13 protein-coding genes are annotated in these 20424 nt (G+C 69.1%); 6 read left to right on the forward strand and 7 right to left on the reverse strand.

Annotated features, from left to right (window positions below; genetic code table 11):
- The first annotated feature begins 180 nt into the window (after positions 1–180).
- From AC3FMM_RS25210 to AC3FMM_RS25235, 6 genes are all read left to right on the forward strand, one after another.
- Complete coding sequence (locus AC3FMM_RS25210) at positions 181–2496, forward strand: primosomal protein N' (protein WP_488687631.1); 2316 nt, start codon at positions 181–183, stop codon at positions 2494–2496.
- A 195-nt stretch (positions 2497–2691) separates the two neighbouring features.
- Positions 2692–6675 carry a trifunctional transcriptional regulator/proline dehydrogenase/L-glutamate gamma-semialdehyde dehydrogenase gene (putA, locus tag AC3FMM_RS25215; RefSeq protein WP_488687632.1) on the forward strand — a complete coding sequence of 1328 codons (3984 nt, stop codon included), beginning with the start codon at positions 2692–2694 and terminating at the stop codon, positions 6673–6675.
- 169 nt (positions 6676–6844) lie between these two features.
- Positions 6845–7996, forward strand: a complete 1152-nt coding sequence (locus AC3FMM_RS25220; RefSeq protein ID WP_115705390.1) for a branched-chain amino acid ABC transporter substrate-binding protein — start codon at positions 6845–6847, stop codon at positions 7994–7996.
- Between the two features lie 150 nt (positions 7997–8146).
- A complete protein-coding gene (locus AC3FMM_RS25225; protein ID WP_488687633.1) occupies positions 8147–10117 on the forward strand; it encodes a tetratricopeptide repeat protein in 1971 nt (656 codons plus the stop codon).
- A 166-nt stretch (positions 10118–10283) separates the two neighbouring features.
- The gene (locus AC3FMM_RS25230) at positions 10284–11510 is read left to right on the forward strand and encodes a cation:proton antiporter (RefSeq protein WP_115711322.1); all 1227 of its coding nucleotides are present in this window, start codon (positions 10284–10286) and stop codon (positions 11508–11510) included.
- Entirely contained in the window at positions 11510–12625 is a 1116-nt protein-coding gene (locus AC3FMM_RS25235) for a YbdK family carboxylate-amine ligase (RefSeq protein WP_115678915.1), read from the forward strand. Before AC3FMM_RS25230 ends, AC3FMM_RS25235 begins: the two co-directional genes overlap by 1 nt.
- Positions 12626–12655: 30 nt before the next feature.
- Here AC3FMM_RS25235 and AC3FMM_RS25240 read toward each other — a convergent pair whose 3' ends face one another.
- The 7 genes from AC3FMM_RS25240 to gcvH all read right to left on the reverse strand — a co-directional run bounded on the left by AC3FMM_RS25240 (position 12656) and on the right by gcvH (position 20399).
- On the reverse strand, positions 12656–13147 hold the full coding sequence (locus AC3FMM_RS25240; RefSeq protein WP_115678914.1) for a glycine zipper family protein: 492 nt from the start codon (positions 13145–13147) through the stop codon (positions 12656–12658).
- A gap of 142 nt (positions 13148–13289) precedes the next feature.
- Positions 13290–14147, reverse strand: coding sequence for an alpha/beta hydrolase (locus tag AC3FMM_RS25245; RefSeq protein WP_116311898.1), 858 nt, complete (start codon positions 14145–14147; stop codon positions 13290–13292).
- Between the two features lie 19 nt (positions 14148–14166).
- Positions 14167–14640 (reverse strand): OsmC family protein, encoded by a 474-nt coding sequence (locus tag AC3FMM_RS25250; RefSeq protein WP_115711318.1) that lies wholly within the window; start codon positions 14638–14640, stop codon positions 14167–14169.
- Between the two features lie 29 nt (positions 14641–14669).
- Entirely contained in the window at positions 14670–15407 is a 738-nt protein-coding gene (locus tag AC3FMM_RS25255) for an MBL fold metallo-hydrolase (RefSeq protein WP_116311897.1), read from the reverse strand.
- Positions 15408–15462: 55 nt separating this feature from the next.
- A complete protein-coding gene (locus AC3FMM_RS25260; protein WP_115711314.1) occupies positions 15463–16839 on the reverse strand; it encodes an L-serine ammonia-lyase in 1377 nt (458 codons plus the stop codon).
- A gap of 151 nt (positions 16840–16990) precedes the next feature.
- On the reverse strand, positions 16991–19921 hold the full coding sequence (gcvP, locus tag AC3FMM_RS25265) for an aminomethyl-transferring glycine dehydrogenase (RefSeq protein ID WP_473703974.1): 2931 nt from the start codon (positions 19919–19921) through the stop codon (positions 16991–16993).
- Positions 19922–20018: 97 nt separating this feature from the next.
- Complete coding sequence (gene gcvH / locus AC3FMM_RS25270; protein ID WP_018006183.1) at positions 20019–20399, reverse strand: glycine cleavage system protein GcvH; 381 nt, start codon at positions 20397–20399, stop codon at positions 20019–20021.
- Positions 20400–20424 lie beyond the last annotated feature (25 nt).

Below are 20424 nucleotides of genomic sequence, written 5' to 3' on the forward strand. Positions count from 1 at the left end.
CAAAGTTATCCACAGGGGCCGTGGAATTAGTGGAAAACCAGTCATCTATCATCGACTTAGGGCCACATTTGAAGTTTTACTTTAAGTTGATGCTGCGCCGCACACCAACCCTCCGCCATGGCCGGGCAGGCTGTCAGTGGACCCAGCCTTGCCCCCCGGCGATGCACCTTCAAGCCGTGCATGCTGCCCGATAGCGGCACCCTCCTTCCCGAGTCCACGGCGCCAGCCGCCGCACGGGTGGCGTTGTCGTCGCCGCCGGTGATACGGGTTGCGCTCGACACGCCCGCGGACGACTGCTTCGACTACCTCGCCATCGCCGACATCGCGCCCGGGGACCTGGTGGTGGTGCCGTTCGGCCGCCGCAGCATGGTCGGCGTCGCGCTCGAATTTGCGCAAGACTCGGAAGTGCCTGTGGACAAGTTGCGCCCCGTGGCGCAACGGCTGGACTGGCTGCCGCCGCTGCAGCCGGACTGGATCGGGCTGACAGCCTTTGCCGCGCGCTACTATCAGCGCCGGCTAGGCGAAGTGATGCTGCCGGCCTTGCCGCCCGCCCTGCGCGAGGTTGAAAGCTGGCCCAGCCTGGCGCAGCGCGCCCGCACCGATGAATACCGCGTGCTGCCGGACCAGGCCGAGGCCTTGCTGGCGGCCGTGCCGCCCCGCGCCCGCAGCGTGCGGGCCCTGGCCCAGGCGCTGTCCGACCGCGCCGCCACGGGCGAGCCGCTGCCCCTGGCGGAAGCGCGTGCCCTTTGTGCCGCGGCACCGTCGCGGCTGGCCGAATGGCAGGCCGCAGGCTTGGTCGAGGCCAGCCGCACCGCGCGCACCTTGTTGACGACCGACCCCACCCAGCCGCCGTCGGCCGCGCCGCCGCTGCATGACGAGCAGCGCGCCGCGGTGCAGGCGATCGCCGACGCCGAAGGCTTTGCCCCGTTCCTGCTGCACGGCGTGACTGGCAGCGGCAAGACCGAGGTCTACCTGCATGCGATGCAGTCGGTGCTGGGGCGCGACCCGCGGGCCCAGGTGCTGATGCTGGTGCCGGAAATCAACCTGACCCCGCAGCTGCAAAGCCGCATTGCCGCGCGCTTCCCGCAGTTGCCGCTGGCGGTGCTGCACAGCGGCCTGGCCGACCAGGAGCGCAGCCTGCAGTGGCTGGCGGCGCACCGCGGCGAGGCCCGCATCGTGCTGGGCACGCGCATGGCGGTGATGGCCTCGCTGCCGGCGCTGGCGCTGATCGTGGTCGACGAGGAGCACGACACCTCCTACAAGCAGCAGGAAGGGCTGCGCTACTCCGCGCGCGACCTGGCAGTGTGGCGCGCCAAGCAGCGCGGCATCGCGGTGGTGCTGGGTTCGGCCACGCCGTCGATGGAAACCTGGTGGCGGGCCGGGCAGGGCACCTACCGCAAGCTGGTGCTGCGCGAGCGTGCCCAGGCCGATGCGGCGCTGCCGGCGGTGCGGCTGGTCGACCTGAACCATGAGCGCCAGCGCCAGCGCGCCCTGTTCGAGGGCCTGTCGGTGCCGTTGCTGGAGGCCATCGACGCACGCCTGGCGCGCGGCGAGCAGAGCCTGCTGTTCCTGAACCGCCGCGGCTATGCGCCGGTGATCGCCTGCGACAGCTGCGGCTGGCTGTCGGGTTGCCCGCGCTGCTCGGCGTACCTGGTGCTGCACCGGCCCGAACGGCGCCTGCGCTGCCACCACTGCGGCCTCGAGGCGCCCGTGCCGCACCACTGCCCGGATTGCGGCAATGTCGATATCGCGCCGCTGGGGCGTGGCACGCAGCGCATCGAAGAGGCCTTGGCGGCGCGCTTCCCGCAGGCCCGCATCGCCCGCATCGATGCCGATTCCACGCGCCGCAAGGGCAGCGCACAGGCCATGTTCGACGAGGTCCATGCCGGTGAAGTCGACATCCTGGTCGGCACCCAGATGGTGGCCAAGGGGCACGACTTCCAGCGCGTGACCCTGGTCGGCATCGTCCATCCCGACGCGGCCATGTTCAGCCACGACTTCCGTGCCGCCGAGCACCTGTTTGCGTCGCTGATGCAGGTGGCCGGGCGGGCAGGGCGGGCCGGCCTGCCGGGCCAGGTGCTGATCCAGACCCGCTATCCCGATACCCCGGCATTGCAGGCCCTGACGCGCCATGACTATGATGGATTCGCGGCCAGCCAGTTGCGCGAGCGGCGCCAGGCCGGGTTGCCCCCGTTTTGCTTCCAGGTGCTGGTCACCGCGGAACACGGGCAGCTGGAGCGGGCGCTGCAGTTCCTGGAAGCCGCGCGCCGGCATGCCGAACGCTGCACCCTGGCGCCGGAGGTGCAACTGCATGATCCGGTGCCGATGTCGATGGTGCGGGTGTTCAACCGCGAGCGTGCCCAGATGCTGGTCGAAGCCAGCGTGCGCCCTGTACTGCAACGGTTTGTGGCCGAGTGGGTACAGACTTTCGCAGAGGTTGGCACGGAGGTGAAGGGGGTGCGCTGGCAGTTGGAAATCGACCCGTTGCGGATCTAGTCGCGCCGGCATGTGGAGCAGAAGTGCAACCTCTGCATTAGGGTTTTCGATAGGGTTGCACTAGGTTGCACCTTGGTGATTTTCGGGAGTAAGATCGCGCCAGCTCACAGGCTGCGGCCGGTCGCGCGCCCCTGCCTGTCGGCTCGGACGAGGTAGCACCGGCGGCGGCTCCAGTCTTTCGGAGAATTGCCCGCAATGGCCACCACCACCCTTGGCGTCAAGCTCGATGACGCCTCGCGCGACCGCCTCAAGCGCGTTGCCCAATCCATCGACCGCACCCCGCACTGGCTGATCAAGCAGGCCATCTTCTGCTACCTCGAGCAGATCGAGCGCGGCCACCTGCCGTACGAAGCCGGCGCGGCCGGGGCCGAGGGCGAGGGCAGCGACGGCGCGGATGCGCTCCATGGCGACGGCGCACCGCAGCCGTTCCTGGAATTTGCGCAGAGCATTCAACCGCAGTCGGTGCTGCGCGCCGCCATCACCTCCGCCTATCGCCGCCCGGAAACCGATTGCGTGCCGGTGCTGCTGGAGCAGGCGCGCCTGCCGCAGCAGCAGGCCGAGGCCGCCATCAAGATGGCCAAGGCCCTGGCGACGCGCTTGCGCGAGCAGAAGGTCGGGACCGGGCGCGAGGGCCTGGTGCAGGGGCTGATCCAGGAATTCTCGCTGTCGTCGCAGGAAGGCGTGGCGCTGATGTGCCTGGCCGAGGCACTGCTGCGCATTCCCGACAAGGCCACGCGCGATGCGCTGATCCGCGACAAGATCAGCGGCGCCAACTGGCAGTCGCACCTGGGCCAGAGCCCGTCGCTGTTCGTCAACGCCGCCACCTGGGGCCTGCTGCTGACCGGCAAGCTGGTCGCCACCCATACCGAATCGGGGCTGACCAAGGCGCTGACGCGCATCATCGGCAAGGGCGGCGAGCCGCTGATCCGCAAGGGCGTGGACATGGCGATGCGCCTGATGGGCGAGCAGTTCGTCACCGGCGAGACCATTTCCGAGGCGCTCGCCAATGCGCGCCGCTACGAGGCCGAGGGCTTCCGCTATTCCTACGACATGCTGGGCGAAGCGGCCATGACCGAGGCCGATGCCGCGCGCTACCTGGCCTCGTACGAGCAGGCCATCCACGCCATCGGCCAGGCCTCGCGCGGCCGCGGCATTTATGAAGGCCCGGGCATCTCGATCAAGCTGTCGGCGCTGCACCCCCGCTACAGCCGCGCGCAGCACGAGCGCGTGGTGGGCGAACTGTACGAGCGCCTGAAGTCGCTGACGCTGCTGGCGCGCCAGTACGACATCGGCATCAATATCGACGCCGAGGAGGCCGACCGCCTCGAGATCTCGCTGGACCTGCTCGAGCGCCTGTGCTTCGAGCCCGAGCTGGCCGGCTGGAACGGCATCGGCTTCGTGGTGCAGGGCTACCAGAAGCGCTGCCCGTTCGTGATCGACTACCTGATCGACCTGGCTCGCCGCAGCCGCCACCGCCTGATGATCCGCCTGGTCAAGGGCGCCTATTGGGACAGCGAGATCAAGCGTGCCCAGGTGGAAGGGCTGGAAGGCTATCCGGTCTATACGCGCAAGGTCTACACCGATGTGTCGTACATCGCCTGCGCGCGCAAGCTGCTGTCGGTGCCGGACGCGATCTACCCGCAGTTCGCCACCCACAACGCGCACACGCTGTCGGCCATCTACCAGATCGCCGGGCACAGCTACTACCCCGGCCAGTATGAGTTCCAGTGCCTGCACGGCATGGGCGAGCCGCTCTACGACCAGGTGGTGGGCCCCACCGCCGACGGCAAGTACAACCGGCCCTGCCGCATCTACGCGCCGGTCGGCACGCATGAAACGCTGCTGGCCTACCTGGTGCGCCGGCTGCTGGAGAACGGCGCCAACACCTCGTTCGTCAACCGCATTGCCGACGACACCATCTCGCTGGATGAACTGGTTGCCGATCCGGTGGCCGTGGTCGAGGCCATGCATCGCGACGAAGGCGTGCTCGGCCTGCCGCACCCGCGCATTCCGTCGCCGCGCACGCTGTATGGCAAGAGCCGGCCCAACTCGGCCGGCATCGACCTGGCCAACGAGCATCGGCTGGCGTCGCTGTCGTCGGCGCTGCTGGCCGGCACCGGCGAGCGTCTGGTGGCCGAGCCGATGCTGGGCGCCGAAGTGGCGCGCGCCGCCGATGCCATCACCACGCCGGTACTGAATCCGGCCGATCACCGCGACGTGGTCGGCCATGTCATCGAAGCCGGCAAGGCCGAGGTCGACGCCGCGCTGCAGGCCGCGGTCAATGCCGCGCCGATCTGGCAGGCGACGCCGCCGGACGTGCGCGCCGCCGCGCTGGAGCGCGCCGCCGACCTGATGGAAGCCCAGATGCAGTCGCTGATGGGCATCATCATGCGCGAGGCCGGCAAGACCTTCTCCAATGCCATCGCCGAAGTGCGCGAGGCGGTGGACTTCCTGCGCTACTACGCCGCCGAGGTGCGCCGCGGCTTCGACAACGAGACCCATCGCCCGCTCGGCCCGGTGGTCTGCATCAGCCCGTGGAACTTCCCGCTGGCGATCTTCACCGGCCAGGTGGCTGCCGCGCTGGCGGCGGGCAACCCGGTGCTGGCCAAACCGGCCGAGCAGACCCCGCTGATCGCCGCCGCCGCGGTGAGGCTGCTGCGCGAGGCCGGCGTGCCGGCCGGCGCGGTGCAGCTGCTGCCGGGCCGCGGCGAGACCGTCGGCGCCGCGCTGGTGGGCGATGCCCGCGTCAAGGGCGTGATGTTCACCGGCTCGACCGAGGTCGCGCGCATCCTGCAGCGCAATGTCGCCGGGCGCCTGGACGCCGCCGGCCGCCCGATTCCGCTGATTGCCGAAACCGGCGGCCAGAACGCGATGATCGTCGACTCCTCGGCGCTGGCCGAGCAGGTGGTCGGCGACGTGGTCAACTCCGCCTTCGACTCGGCCGGCCAGCGCTGTTCGGCGCTGCGCGTGCTGTGCCTGCAGGAGGACGTGGCCGAGCGCGTGCTGGAAATGCTCAAGGGCGCGATGCAGGAACTGACCATGGCCAACCCGGATCGCCTGTCGACCGACGTCGGCCCGGTGATCGACGAAGAGGCGCGCGCCGGCATCGTGCGCCATATCGATGCGATGCGCGCCAAGGGCCGCCGCGTCCACCAGGCCGATCCCAACGCGCCGCAGGGCCCCAGCTGCCGCCATGGCACCTTCGTGCCGCCGACGCTGATCGAGCTGGACAGCATCGAGGAACTCAAGCGCGAGGTCTTCGGCCCGGTGCTGCACGTGGTGCGCTTCCCGCGCGCGGCGCTGGATACCATGGTCAGCCAGATCAACGGCACCGGCTATGGCCTGACGCTGGGCATCCATACCCGCATCGACGAGACCATCTCGTTCATCGTCAGCCGGGCGCAGGTGGGCAACCTGTATGTGAACCGCAATATCGTCGGCGCGGTGGTGGGGGTGCAGCCGTTCGGCGGCGAGGCGCTGTCGGGCACCGGTCCCAAGGCCGGCGGCCCGCTCTACCTGCACCGGCTGCTGTCGGTCTGTCCGCAGGACGCGGTGGCGCGTAGCGTGCGCGCGGCCGACGTCAATGCCGGCGCCGGCGGCGCCCAGACCGTGGGGCCGGACGACGAAGCCGTGCGCGCCACCGAGGCCTTCCGCGAGTGGGCGCGCCGCGAGCAGCCCGAGGTGGCGGCCGCGTGCGAGCGCTTCGCCGAGGCCTCGGCCTCGGGCCTCGCGGTGACGCTGGCCGGGCCCACTGGCGAGCGCAACACCTACACGCTGCTGGCGCGCGAGCGGGTGCTCTGCCTGGCCGCGCAAGAGGCCGACCTGGCCCTGCAGCTGGGCGCCGTGCTGACGGTGGGCGCCGAGGCGGTATGGCCGGAAAACCCTGTCGCCCGGGGGCTGTTTGCGCGCCTGCCTAAGGGCGTACAATCGCGCGTCCGCATGGTGGCCGACTGGACCGCGGCGGACACGGCAATCGATGCGGTGCTGCACCATGGCGATTCGGACCAGCTGCGCACGGTGTGCGAGCAGGTCGCGGCGCGTCCTGGTCCGATCATCGGCGTGCAGGGCCTGGCGCAGGGTGAACGGAACATTGCGCTCGACCGCCTGCTGATCGAGCGCTCGCTCTCGGTCAACACCGCGGCCGCGGGCGGCAATGCCAGTTTGATGACGATCGGCTGAGGCAACCCTCGGACGGCGTCATGTCGAAGCGCGCGGCGATGGCGGCGATCCCGCCCCGCCGCGCAGAGAAAGCACGGCGCGGCACTGCCAGGCCGCGCCGCAATACAACTGCCGGTAACGACACCACATCGGCACCACATCGGCACCATTTGGGACCCAAGGAGATCTGATGAGCTCGACTTTCCACAAGACGGCAATGACCGTTGCCCTGACCCTGGCTGGCCTGACCGCCGCCTCCGCCGCGTTCGCGCAGGCGCAGGAAATCAAGCTGGGCTACGCCGGCCCGATGACCGGCGGCCAGGCGCAGTACGGCAAGGACATGCAGAACGGCATCGTCCTCGCGATCGAGGACATGAACGCCACCAAGCCCAAGATCGGCGGCAAGGAAGTCAAGTTCGTGCTGGTTTCCGAAGACGACCAGGCCGATCCCAAGACCGGCTCGGTGGTCGCGCAGAAGCTGGTGGATAACGGCATCCAGGGCATGCTGGGCCACTTCAACTCCGGCACCACGATCCCGGCGTCGATGGTCTACAACCGCGCCGGCATTCCGCAGATCGCCATGGCGACCGCGCCGGAATACACCAAGCAGGGCTTCAAGACCACCTTCCGCATGATGACCTCCGACACCCAGCAGGGTTCGGTGATCGGCGCGTTCGTGGTGAAGAAGCTGGGCGCGAAGAACATCGCCATCGTCGATGACCGCACCGCCTACGGCCAGGGCCTGGCCGACGAGTTCGAGAAGGCCGCCAAGGCCGCCGGCGGCAAGATCGTGCGCCGCGAGTTCACCAACGACAAGGCGGTGGACTTCAAGGCGGTGCTGACCAACATCAAGCGCAGCAACCCGGACATCATCTTCTACGGCGGCGCCGAGACGCAGTCCGCGCCGATGGCCAAGCAGGTCAAGGAACTGGGCATGAAGGCCCCGCTGGTGTCGGGCGAAATGTCCAAGACCGACAACTTCCTGAAGCTGGCCGGCCCCGCTGCCGAAGGCACCGTGGTGTCGCTGGCCGGCCTGCCGCTGGACCAGATGCCCGGCGGCGCCGCGTACGAGAAGAAGTACGAGAAGCGCTTCGGCTCCAAGGTCCAGACCTATTCGCCGTACGCCTACGACGGCGCTACCGCGATGATGACGGCCATGGTCAAGGCAGGCTCGACCGACCCGGCGCGCTATCTGCCGGTGCTGGCTGCAACCAATATGCAGGGCGTGACCACCAAGACGCTGGCGTATGACGCGCGCGGCGACCTGAAGGACGGCGGTATCACGGTCTACAAGGTGGTGGGCGGCAAGTGGACGGTGCTGGAGACGGTTGGCGGCAAGTAAGCTGCCGCCACATCTGGCGCATGGGAAGAGCGCTGCCTGCGGGCGGCGTTTTTCTTTTCCCGGGTGCCGGCGACGGGCGAGACAAGGTCCCTATCCCGCCATTGGCGCATAATCCCGCACTCGCACTTTTTTCATCCATAGGAGCAGTACGTGTCCGAGCAGGAAGCCAGCTACGACCACGCCATCGGGCTAGCCAACCAGGGGCGCTTCGCCGAAGCGCTGCAGATCGCCGACCAGCTGTCGCTGGCGCGCCCCGAGGTGGTGGATTTCGTCACGCTGCGGGCGCGGCTGCACTTTGACAACGGCGATGCCGGCGCCGCGCTGGCGGTGCTGGACGAGGCGCTGGCGCGGCTCGACACGCTGCCGCTGCAGCCGCCGCACCGCTGGGTCTCGCGCGGGGTGATCGCGCACCGCTACGGCGCCATGCTGATGAGCCTGGGCCGCGATGCCGAGGCCCGCCCCTGGCTGCACGAGGCCGCGCAGCGCAGCGGCCTGCTGACCGGCGAATGGGCCGCGCATTTTCACGCCGGCCTGGCGGCGCTGCGGCTGGGCGACATGGCCGGCGCCGCGCGCTACTGGTACGACCTGATGGTGCGCAACCCCGACCTGGGTGCCGACGATATCGCGCCGCTGGTAACGGACTACATCGCCCGCACCGAGGCTGCCGGCGTGCCGGCGGAGCCGTTGATGCGCGTCTGCCTGGGCCGGATCGCGCTGGACAACCCGCATCTGCTGGAGCTCGATGCCGCGGCCGGCGATGCCGTCGCCGCCGACCAGGCCGCGCGCGTGCTGGCCGAGCACGCCGACCACCCCGAGGCGCGCCGGCTGCGCGCGCCGCTGCGCCATGGCGTCGGTGACCTGCAAGGCGCGCTCGAAGACCTCGGCGTCTACCTGCGCCAGGTGCCCGACCCGCAGAGCCAGGTACGCGAGCTGGCCTGGCGCCACCAGCTGGCGCAGCGCGGCGACGGCACTCCCTCCGCCTCCGCCGAACCCGAGCCGTGGCTGCGCTTCACGCTGACCGACCAGTCCGACGACGGCGCCGGCTACTACCGCGCCGCGATGGCGCTGGGCGAATTCATCGACGACGTGCCCGCCGCCGAGGCCGCGCTGCGACCGCTGCTGGTGCAGGCCGGGCGCGCGGGCGTGGCGCGCTTCGACCAGTACTTTGCCACGGGCCAGGGCGACGCCGCCGGCCATGGCGGCAATGCCGACCCCCATCTCTATTCGCTGCTGTGCCGGCTGCTGGCGCGCAGCCTGCCGGCCGACGCCGCGCATGCCGACGAGCGCATCGCGCTGCACCGCCAGGGCATGGCCGCGAGCGAGTTCATCGAGCACTGGATCGACCTGCTCGATTGCCACGCCGACGCGGGCCAGCACCAGAAGGTGGCGGAACTGGCGGGCGAGGTGCTCAACCGCTATCCGCTCGAGCGCAACCCGGCCGACGTGACCTGGGCCTTCAGCCGCATGATCGCCGCCTGGAAGGCGCTCGGCGGCGCCGAGCCGACCGAGGCCGCGCGCGCCGCGATGGCGCACATGGATGCGCGCCTGGACGCGCTGCCGGTTGAAGCCCGCAGCGAGGCCGCGCATCCGATGGCGCATGCGCGTGCCTACTATGCCGCGCTGCTGCAGGCCCGCATGGCCGGCATGGACGAGCACGACCGCACCGACGCGCTGGCCGAGATCGAGGCGCAGCAGCGCCGCGCGCTGCTGGTGGAAGACGCCTGGCTGTACAACCGTTTCGGCCAGGTCTGGCGCGACCTGGGCGAGCCCGAGCGCGCGCTGCCGCTGTTCGAGCAGGCGGTGGCGCTGACCGAGGGCGATCCGCAGGACCAGGCCGGCCCGCGCGTGCAGCGCGGCCTGGTGCACAACGCCGCGGGCCGCCACGACGCCGCGCTGGCGGACTTCGTCGCGGCCTTCGCCGCGCGTGACGACTGGGATGCCGAGGTGTACCTGCGCGCGGTGCAGTCCGCACTCGGACAGGGCCAGCGTGAAGCCGCGCTGGGCTACTTCGACCAGGCGCGTGCCCGGGGTGCGGCGCAGGGCACAACGCGCACGCTGCACGGCCAGGTCGAGGCGGCGTTGAAGGCCACCCGCCCGGTGTGGAAGATGTGGGGCGTCTGAAACGTCTCTCGCGGCCCGCGAATCGGCTGAAGATGTAAGGTATGTAAAAAACGCCATCCGTAGATGGCGTTTTTTACGTGAAGATGACCGAAATAAGACGCGCGTTTGGTGCGGTGTCGGACAATCACTGACATGGATTGTGAAGTGCTTACATTACCATGTCGCCATGAATGGACTGAGCCAACTTTTTCCTAGCCTCCCGCTCGCGCCCGGCGGCCTCTTCTGGGTCGGACTGGCCCTGGTCGGCGCTGGCCTGGCGGGCGAGCTGAGCCGGCGCTGGCTGCGCTGCCCGCGCATCGTCGGCTATGCCGCGGCGGGGTTGTGCGCAGGCATGCTGGGCCGCAGCATCGTCGACGAGAACATGATCAACCAGACCCGTATCCTGATCGATATGGCGCTGGCACTGGCCTTGTTCGAACTCGGCCACCGGCTTTCGCTGACCTGGCTGCGCGCCAACCGCTGGCTGCTGCTGACCAGTGCCTTTGAAAGCCTGCTGACCTGGGGCCTGGTGGCGGCAGTGCTGCAGTGGATCGGCGCCTCGCCCGGCGTGGCCATACTTGCCGGGGGCATCGCGGTCAGCACCTCGCCCACCATCGTGCTGCAGCTCAAGAACGAGCTGCGCGCCGACGGGCAGGTCACCGAGCGTCTGCTGGCCATGGCCGCGCTCAACAGCATCTATGCCGCCGCCATCGTGCAGGTCGCCACCGGCTGGCTGCATTCGGAATACGGCAACCTGGGCGCGGCGCTGCTGCATCCGCTGTACCTGCTGGTGGGTTCGTGCCTGCTGGCCTGGGTGGTGGGAAAGCTCGGCCATGCCATCTACGACCGCATGTCGGCCGACGATCACTACAGCTTCCTGGTGCTGGTGGGCCTGGTGCTGTTCACGCTGGCGCTGACCCGGGTACTAAAATTGTCGATGCCGCTGACGCTGATGCTGGCCGGCGTGGTATTCAAGCACCAGGACAACCAGCCGCACGTGTGGCCGCCGCATTTCGGCAGCGCCGGCAGCCTGCTGATCATCGTCATGGTGGTGTCGCTGGGCCTGCCGCTGACGGCGCAGGACTGGGCCGTGGGCGGCGTCTACGCCATCGCGCTGGTGGTGCTGCGCCACGTCGCCAAGCTCGCCGGCGTGGTGTCGCTGGGGTCGTTCTCGGGACTGAGCCTGCGCCAGTGCATGGCGCTGGGAATGGCGCTGGCGCCGATGTCGGGCCTGGCATACCTGCTGATGCATGACGTCGCGCGCCTCTACCCGGGCACCGGGCAGCCGCTGGCGGCGATCATCCTGTGCGCGCTGGCCATCGAACAACTTTTCGGCCCGGTGATCGCGGCGTGGGCGCTGCGCTACGCAGGCGAAGTCCGCGTCGATATCCGGGCCAATGGAGGAGGGCGCTGATGTCGCTCGAGCCGTTCAAGCAATCCGAGGCGCTGACGTTCGGCGTCGAGCTGGAGCTGCAACTGGTCAACCGGCACGACTATGACCTGGCGCCGTTCGCGCCCGACCTGCTGCGCGCGCTCAAGGGCGCCCAGCATGCCGGCGACATCAAGCCCGAGATCAGCCCGTCGATGATCGAGATCAGCACGGGCATCTGCCACAGCTACCAGCAGGCGCTGGAAGAACTGACCGTGATGCGCGACCTGATGGTGGCGGCGTCGCACTCGCTGAACCTGGGCATTGCCGGCGGCGGCACGCATCCGTTCCAGCAATGGTCCGACCGCACCATCTCCGATTCGCCGCGCTACCAGTACATCTCCGAGCTCTACGGCTACCTGGCCAAGCAGTTCACCGTGTTCGGCCAGCACGTGCATATCGGCTGCCCCAGCGCCGACGAATCGCTGTTCCTGCTGCACGCCATCGGCCGCTATGTGCCGCACTTCGTCGCGCTGGCGGCGTCGTCGCCGTATGTGCAGGGTGTCGATACCGGCTTTGCCTCGGCACGGCTGAATTCGGTCGCGGCCTTTCCGATGAGCGGGCGCGCGCCGTTCCTGCTGACGTGGGATGCCTTCACCGCGTACTTCGAGAAGATGCGCAATACCGGCGTGATCGAGAGCATGAAGGACTTCTACTGGGATATCCGGCCTAAGCCGGAATTCGGCACCATCGAGGTCCGCGTGATGGACACGCCGCTGACGGTGCAGCGCGCCTGCGATATCGCCGCCTATATCCAGATGCTGGCGCGCTACCTGTTGCTGTCGCGCCCGTTCATGCCGCAGGAAGACGACTACCTGGTGTACACCTTCAACCGCTTCCAGGCCTGCCGCTTCGGGCTGGAAGGCGAATACGTGCACCCCAACGAACTGACCCGCATGCCGATCGCGGACCATATCCTGTCGATCTGCGACGCGCTGGTGCCGCATGCCGAGGCGCTCGGCTCGCTCGAGGCGCTGGCCAATATCCGCGCCCTGGCCGCGCGCCGCGACGGTGATGCCGAGTGGCTGCGCCAGGTCGACGCGGAGGCGCGCAGCCAGCGCGAGACGGTGCGCAAGGCGTGTGACCAGTGGGCTGCCTGAGTGGGCGCGCCCGTTGAACGCGCCGCTGCCTTACTGGACGCTGTAGCCTCGTCCCTGCATGCAGGCGCCCCAGGCCTGGTAGTACGAGCCCATCGCCTGGCTGGTATTGGCCGCCGCCTGCTGGTTGGCGGCATTCGCCTGGCGGCGTGACTGGCGGTGCGCCATGCCGCCGGCGACCGTACCCGTTGCAGCGCCGATTGCCGCACCCTTGCCGGCGTCGCCCGCAATCGCGCCAGCCACGGCCCCGGCAGCAGCGCCGCCTGCCGCACCCCGCACGCGCTGGCCGCTTTGCGCCTGGGCCGGCGGCGGCGCGTTGGCGGCCTGGGCAGGATCAACGCCGGTCTGCTGCTTGGCCCAGCTGTAGCACGCGCCGTCGTCGCTGGCCTGCTGCTGCTGGCTCTGGCCCTTGGCCGGATAGGCGACGGGCTTGCTCTGCGCCGTGGCCTGGAACGGCGCCAGCGCGAGGGCCGCGGCCAGCGCGCCGAGGGCGAGATACGGCTTGCGATGCTGGCGTTGCTTCATGATCGTGTTCCCCCGCAGTTGTCGGCCACGCAATGCTGCACGCGCCGCCCGGTGCGCGCGCGGCAAGCCGTTCCGTGTTCTCTGAAGGCCAGTATTTGCGGCCAGCAGGGCTAAGTCAAATCAGTGTTTTGGCGGCGCGATGTTATTTGTTTGTGGTGGGTGGCGGCGCCAGCAGGAACGCGGTGGCCTGCTGCCACCAGGCCAGGTCGACATGCCCGGTCCAGTCGTTGTGGCCGGCGCCGTCGATCACCGCCAGCCGCCGGGGTTCGCCCAGCGACGCATAGAGCGCCTCGCCGAAACGCGCCGGCACGATGGTGTCGCGTTGCGCCACCGCCACCATCACCGGGCGGCCAAAGCCGGCCAGGCTGGCGACGCTGTCGTAGCGGTCGCGCAGCACCCAGCTGGCCGGCAGCCAGGGATAGTGATGCGAGGCCAGGTGCGCCAGCTTGTCCCACGGCGTGATCAGCAGCACGCCGGCAACGCTGTCGCGCTGGCGCGCGGCCGCCGCCGCCGCTACGCCAGCTCCCAGCGATTCGCCGATCAGCAGCAGAGGGCCGTCGAACTGGCGCCGCGCCAGCGCAATCGACTGTTCCGCGTCGGCGACGAAGCTGCGTTCGCCCAGGGTGCCCGGGCGCGGCCCGTATCCCGGGTACTCGGCCAGGATCACGCGCACGCCCAGCGGCGCCAGCGCGCTGGCGTAGTAGTCGCGATGCCCGGCATGTCCGGCGTTGCCGTGGAACACCATCGCGGTGGCGCGCACCGGCCCGCGCGGCTCGGCCACCAGTCCGCGGAAGTCGTCCGGACCCGGCCACGCGCGCAGCCCGGGCGAAACCATGTCGTCGACCGAAGCGCGTTCGGGGAAATAAAGGAAGTGATCCTGCAGCATGGCGATCGCGCCTAGCCCCGCCAGCGCCGCGGCCAGCCAGCGCCACAGGCGCGCCCGCGCCGTCCGTGGCAGCGCCGACGGTGCGGTTGCGCCGGGCAGCACGCTGGCAGGCATGGCCGTGTGCCTGGGGCGGTCAGGCGCCGGCGTACACCGGCTCGCAGCGCACCTCGGTCCTGACCGAGTTGGCGATAAAGCAGGCCTCGTGCGCGGCGTGGTGCAGGGCGTCGAGCTGGTCGCGCGTGGGCTCGGCCTCGCCGCCAAACGTGACTTGCGGGCGCAGCGTCACCACGGTCATCGCCATGCGTCCGTCGGCGTTCTTTTCCATCACACCGGTGGCCGCGTCCAGGTAGCGGTCGACCACCAGGCGCTGCCTGGCTGCGAGCGACAGGAACCACAGCATGTGGCAGCTCGACAGCGAGGCGATGAACATCTCTTCCGGGTCGACCGCGCTGGCGTCGGACATCGGCAGCGGCACCACATGCGGCGACGACGAGCCCGGGACTTCGGCGCCGCCGTCGAAGCGCAGCACGTGCCGGCGGCTGTAGCGGTTGCCGGCGAAATCCTGTCCGTCGCGTTGCCACAGGACTTCAGCGGTATAGGTGGACATGCAGGGACTCCTGAGGTTGGGGAGGGAATTCAGGCGCCGTGCGGCACGCTTTCGCCGTCGCGCAGGCCCAGGCGCTGGTTGGCCGGCACCGCGACATCGATCAGCCTGGGGCGCGGCAGGTTCAGGTTGCGCATCATCTCGATGAACTGCTCGCGCGTGCGGCCGGCGACGCGGCTGTTGTGCGCGCGTTCATGGCCGATGGTGGACACGGTGCGGCCCTTGTAGTCGTGGGCCGGATAGACCAGCGTGTCGTCGGGCAGCGCGAACAGCTTGCGGGTCAGGCTGTCGTACAGCGTGCCGGCGTCGCCGGACTGGAAATCGGTGCGGCCGCAGCCGTCGATCAGCAGCGCGTCGCCGGTGAAGATGCGGCGCACGATGCCGTCGGCGCCGGCCTCTTCCCACAGGTAGCTCATGCTGCCGGCGGTGTGCCCGGGCGTATGGATGGCGCGCAGCACCTGCTTGCCGAAGGCGACGGTGTCGCCGTCGATCAGCTGCTTGTGCGCGGGCTTGATGTCGCAGCCGGACGGCGCCGCGGTATGCGCGCCGGTCTGCAGGGCCAGGTGGCCGGCCGAGGTGATGTGGTCGGCATGGGCGTGGGTCTCGATCACCCAAGCCAGGCGCGCGCCGGTTTCCTGCAGCAGCTTCAGGTCGCGCTCGAACTGGTGGTCGACCGGATCGATCAGCAGCGCGTCCCCGGTAGCGGCGTCGATCAGCAGGTAGGTGAAGGTGGACGAGGTCTCGTCGAACAGCTGGTGGAAGGTCTGCATGGCCGTCCTCTTGTTGTTTGGCCGGGGAACGCCGCCATGATACGCCGCACCGGCGCTAGCACTCCACGATATTCACCGCCAGCCCGCCGCGCGCCGTCTCCTTGTATTTCGTCTTCATGTCGGCGCCGGTCTCGCGCATGGTCTTGATCACCGAATCGAGCGATACATAGTGCGTGCCGTCGCCGCGCAGCGCCATGCGCGCCGCGTTGACCGCCTTGACCGACGCCATCGCATTGCGCTCGATGCACGGAATCTGCACCAGCCCGCCGACCGGGTCGCAGGTCAGGCCGAGGTTGTGCTCCATGCCGATCTCGGCCGCGTTCTCCACCTGCGCCGGGCTGCCGCCGAGTACCGCGGCAAGCGCGCCGGCCGCCATCGAGCAGGCCACGCCGACCTCGCCCTGGCAGCCGACTTCGGCACCGGAGATCGATGCGTTGAGCTTGTACAGCAGACCGATCGCGCCCGCAGTCAGCAGGAAGTCGACCACGCCCTGCTGGTTCGCGCCCGGCACGAAGCGGTCGTAGTAGTGCAGCACGGCAGGAATGATGCCGGCCGCGCCGTTGGTCGGCGCGGTCACCACGCGACCGCCCGCCGCGTTTTCTTCATTGACCGCGATGGCGTACAGGTTGACCCAGTCCATCACCGAGAGCGGATCCGACAGCGTGCGTTCGGCGCGCTCGGTCAGGCTGCGGAACAACTCGGGCGCGCGCCGCTTGACCTTGAACGGCCCCGGCAGTTCGCCATCGGTGCGGCAGCCGCGCGCGACGCAGGCCTGCATCACGTCCCAGATATGCAGCAGGCCGTCGACGACTTCCTGCTCGCTGCGCCAAGTCAGTTCGTTTTCCAGCATCAGCCGCGCAATGCTCTTGCCGCTGTCCCGCGCCATCTGCAGCATGTCCTTGCCGCTGCGGAACGGGTGCGGCAGCTGCTGCGCGGCGTTGAGCACCTGGGTGTTGGGCGCACCCGCGGTGACCACGAAGCCGCCGCCCACCGACAGGTAGCGCGCTTCGCGCAGGCTCGCGCCGCCGCTGTCGAAGGCATGGAACTTCATGCCGTTGGGATGCTCGGCCAGGGCCTCGCGGCGGTAGAACGCGATGTGCTCCTTCTCGACAAAGGGCACGATATGGCGGCCCAGCAGCGACAGCTCGCGCGACTTGCGCAACGCGGCGAGTCGGGTGTCGATGGAATCGGGATCGATGGTGTCGGGCGACTCGCCCATCAGGCCGAGGATCACGCCCTTGTCGGTGCCGTGCCCCTTGCCGGTGGCGCCGAGCGAGCCGTACAGCTCGACCCGCACGCTGGCCACCTGCGGCAGCAGGCCGTCGCGCTCAAGCCCCTGCGCGAACATCAGGGCCGCGCGCATCGGGCCCACGGTATGCGAGCTCGACGGGCCGATGCCCACCTTGAACAGATCGAAGACGCTGACTGCCACGGAATGTCTCCAGCAACGGGATGGTCTTGCAGAGGCTCTTTTTCAGGCGGTCGAAGTACGGCAACGGACACCGCCGCCGGCGGGCCCTTCATCTTGAGCATAGTGCGACGGCCGTGCCACCGCCGAGGCGATGGCACGGCCCGGGGGTGCGTCAGTCGACCACGTAGTCGCTGACCGGCACGCAGCTGCAGAACAGGTTGCGGTCGCCATACACGTTGTCGGCACGGCCGACCGGCGGCCAGTACTTCTGCGTGCGCAGCGACGCCACCGGATAGGCGGCTTCCTCGCGCGTGTACTTGTGGGTCCACTCGTTGGCGGTCACCACCGCGGCAGTGTGCGGCGCGTGCTTGAGCGGGTTGTCCTCGCGGTCGAACGTACCGTCGGCGACGCGGCCGATTTCCTGGCGGATCGCGATCATCGCGTCGATGAAGCGGTCCAGCTCATGCAGCGCTTCGGATTCGGTCGGCTCGATCATCAGCGTGCCCGGCACCGGGAAGCTCATGGTCGGCGCGTGGAAGCCGTAGTCCATCAGGCGCTTGGCCACGTCTTCGTTGCTGATGCCGGTTTCCTTCTGCAGCGGACGCACGTCCAGGATGCACTCGTGCGCGACCAGGTCGTGCTGGCCGGTGTACAGCACCGGGTAGTAGGGTGCCAGGCGCTTGGCCACGTAGTTAGCCGCCAGGATGGCGTTCTCGGTGGCGGCGGTCAGGCCGGCCGAACCCATCATCGCGATATACATCCACGAGATCGGCAGGATGCTGGCCGAGCCGAACGGTGCCGCCGACACGCCGCCGATGCCGCGGTCGTCGCGGCGGTAGCCGACGCTGTCCTGGTTGGGCAGGAAATCCGCCAGATGCGCGCCGACCGCAACCGGGCCAACGCCCGGGCCACCGCCGCCATGCGGGATGCAGAAAGTTTTGTGCAGGTTCAGGTGCGACACGTCGCCGCCGAACTGGCCCGGCGCGGCGGTGCCGACCATCGCGTTCATGTTGGCGCCGTCGACATAGACCTGGCCGCCGTGCTGGTGCACGATCTCGCAGATCTGCTGCACGCCCTGCTCGAACACGCCGTGCGTGGACGGGTAGGTGATCATGATCGCAGCCAGGTTCTTGCTGTGCTGCTCGGCCTTCTTCGCCAGGTCTTCCAGGTCGACGTTGCCGTTCTCGTCGCAGGCTACCACCACCACCTTCATGCCGGCCATCTGCGCCGACGCCGGGTTGGTGCCGTGCGCCGACGACGGGATCAGGCAGATGTCGCGATGGCTTTCGCCGCGGCTGGCGTGATACGCATGGATGATCAGCAGGCCCGCGTACTCGCCTTGCGAGCCGGCGTTGGGCTGCAGGCTGACCGCGGCGTAGCCGGTGGCGGCGCATAGCATGGCCTCGAGCTGGTCGATCATCTCGCGGTAGCCCACGGTCTGGTCCAGCGGCGCGAACGGGTGGATCTGGCTGAACTCGGGCCAGGTCACCGGGATCATCTCGCTGGTGGCGTTCAGCTTCATCGTGCACGAGCCCAGCGGGATCATGGTGCGGTCCAGCGCCAGGTCCTTGTCGGCAAGCATGCGCAGGTAGCGCAGCATCTCGTGCTCGGCGTGGTGCGTGTTGAACACCGGGTGGGTCAGGTACTCGCTGGCGCGCGCCAGTTCGGCCGGGAAGGCGTCATGGGTGGCGGCTTCGAGCTTGTCGAAATCGAGGCCCGCCGGCAGCGGCTTGCCCTGCGTGAAGATTTCCCACAGCGCCACCACGTCGTCGCGCGTGGCGGTCTCGTCCAGCGAGATACCGACGCGCGTGGCGCCGGCATGGCGCAGGTTGATGCCGCGCGCGGTGGCGGCGGCATGGATCGCCTCGGTGTTGAAGCCGGTTTCCAGCGTCAGCGTGTCGAAGAAGGTCGCGTTGGTGCGGACAAAGCCAAGCTGCTCCAGGCCGGCGGCAAGCGTCGCGGCCAGGCGATGCACGCGCTGCGCGATGCGCTTCAGGCCCTGCGGGCCGTGATACACGGCGTACATCGATGCCATCACCGCCAGCAGCACCTGCGCGGTACAGATGTTGGAGGTGGCCTTCTCGCGGCGGATATGCTGCTCGCGCGTCTGCAGCGCCAGGCGATACGCCTTGTTGCCCTGCGCGTCGACGGTCACGCCCACCAGGCGGCCCGGCATCGAGCGCTTGAACGCATCCTTCACCGCCATGTAGCCGGCGTGCGGGCCGCCAAAGCCCAGCGGCACGCCGAAGCGCTGCGAGTTGCCCACGGCCACGTCGGCACCCCATTCGCCCGGCGCGGCAATCAGCGTCAGCGCCAGCAGATCGGCGGCGGCCACCACCAGGCCGCCGGCGGCGTGCACCGCGTCGGCGATGGCGCGATAGTCATTGATGTCGCCGTTCACGCCCGGGTACTGCAGCAGCACGCCGAACGCGCTCGCGGCAGCGGCGTCGGCGGCGGGGCCGACCTTGACTTCGATGCCCAGCGGCAGCGCGCGCGTGCGTACCACTTCCAGCGTCTGCGGCAGCACGTCGTCGGCGACGAAGAAGATATTGGAGTCGTGCTTGTTCACGCGCTGCAGCAGCGTCATCGCTTCGGCGGCGGCGGTGCCTTCGTCCAGCATCGACGCGTTGGCGATGTCCAGCCCGGTCAGGTCGGTCACCATCTGCTGGAAGTTCAGCATCGCTTCCAGGCGGCCTTGCGAGATTTCCGGCTGGTAGGGCGTGTAGGCGGTGTACCAGGCGGGGTTTTCGAAGATATTGCGCAGGATGACGCCGGGTGTGATGGTGTTGAAGTAGCCCTGGCCGATGAAGCTCTTCAGCACCTTGTTCTTGCCCGCCAGCGCGCGCAGCTTCGCCAGCGCGGCCTCTTCGCTCAGCGGCTCGGTGAACTCGCCCATCGGCATGCCGTCGCGTCGGCGGATGGCGGCGGGGATGACGGCGTCGATCAGCGCGGCGCGGCTCTCGTAGCCGAGCACCTTCAGCATGTGGTGCTGTTCGGGGCTATCGGGGCCGATATGGCGGGCGGCGAAGGCGTCGCGCGCCTCCAGTTCGGCCAGCGTGGGCCGGTTTGCTTGGGCGGCGTTCATGGGCAGCGGGGCGTTCATGGGCAAGAACCTCGTGGAGGGCGCGGCGGCAGGTGGTCAGCCGTGCCGCGGCGCCGCGAATGCGGTGTGCCGGTCCCGGAGGGGGACCGGCGGGCGATCAGGCGCCGACGCTGGCCTTGTAGGCGTCGGCCGACATCAGGCCGTTGACGTCGTCGCCATTGGCCGGCTTGAGCTTGAACAGCCACGCGTCGAAGGCGTTGGCGTTGACGCTTTCCGGCGCCGCGGTGGCGGCCTCGTTGACGGCGATCACTTCGCCGGCCACGGGCGCGTAGATGTCGGAAGCGGCCTTCACCGACTCGACCACGGCCAGCGCGTCGCCGGCACCGACCGACTTGCCCACTTCGGGCAGCTCCAGGAAGACGATGTCGCCCAGCGCGTCCTGTGCGTGGTCGGTAATGCCGATGGTGAGCGTGCCGTCGGCTTCGACGCGCACCCACTCATGCGACTCGGTGTACTTGAGGTCAGCGGGGAAATTCATGAAGGTTCTCCGGATTCAGATCTGT

It is taken from the genome of Cupriavidus sp. 207A1, from assembly GCF_057798955.1.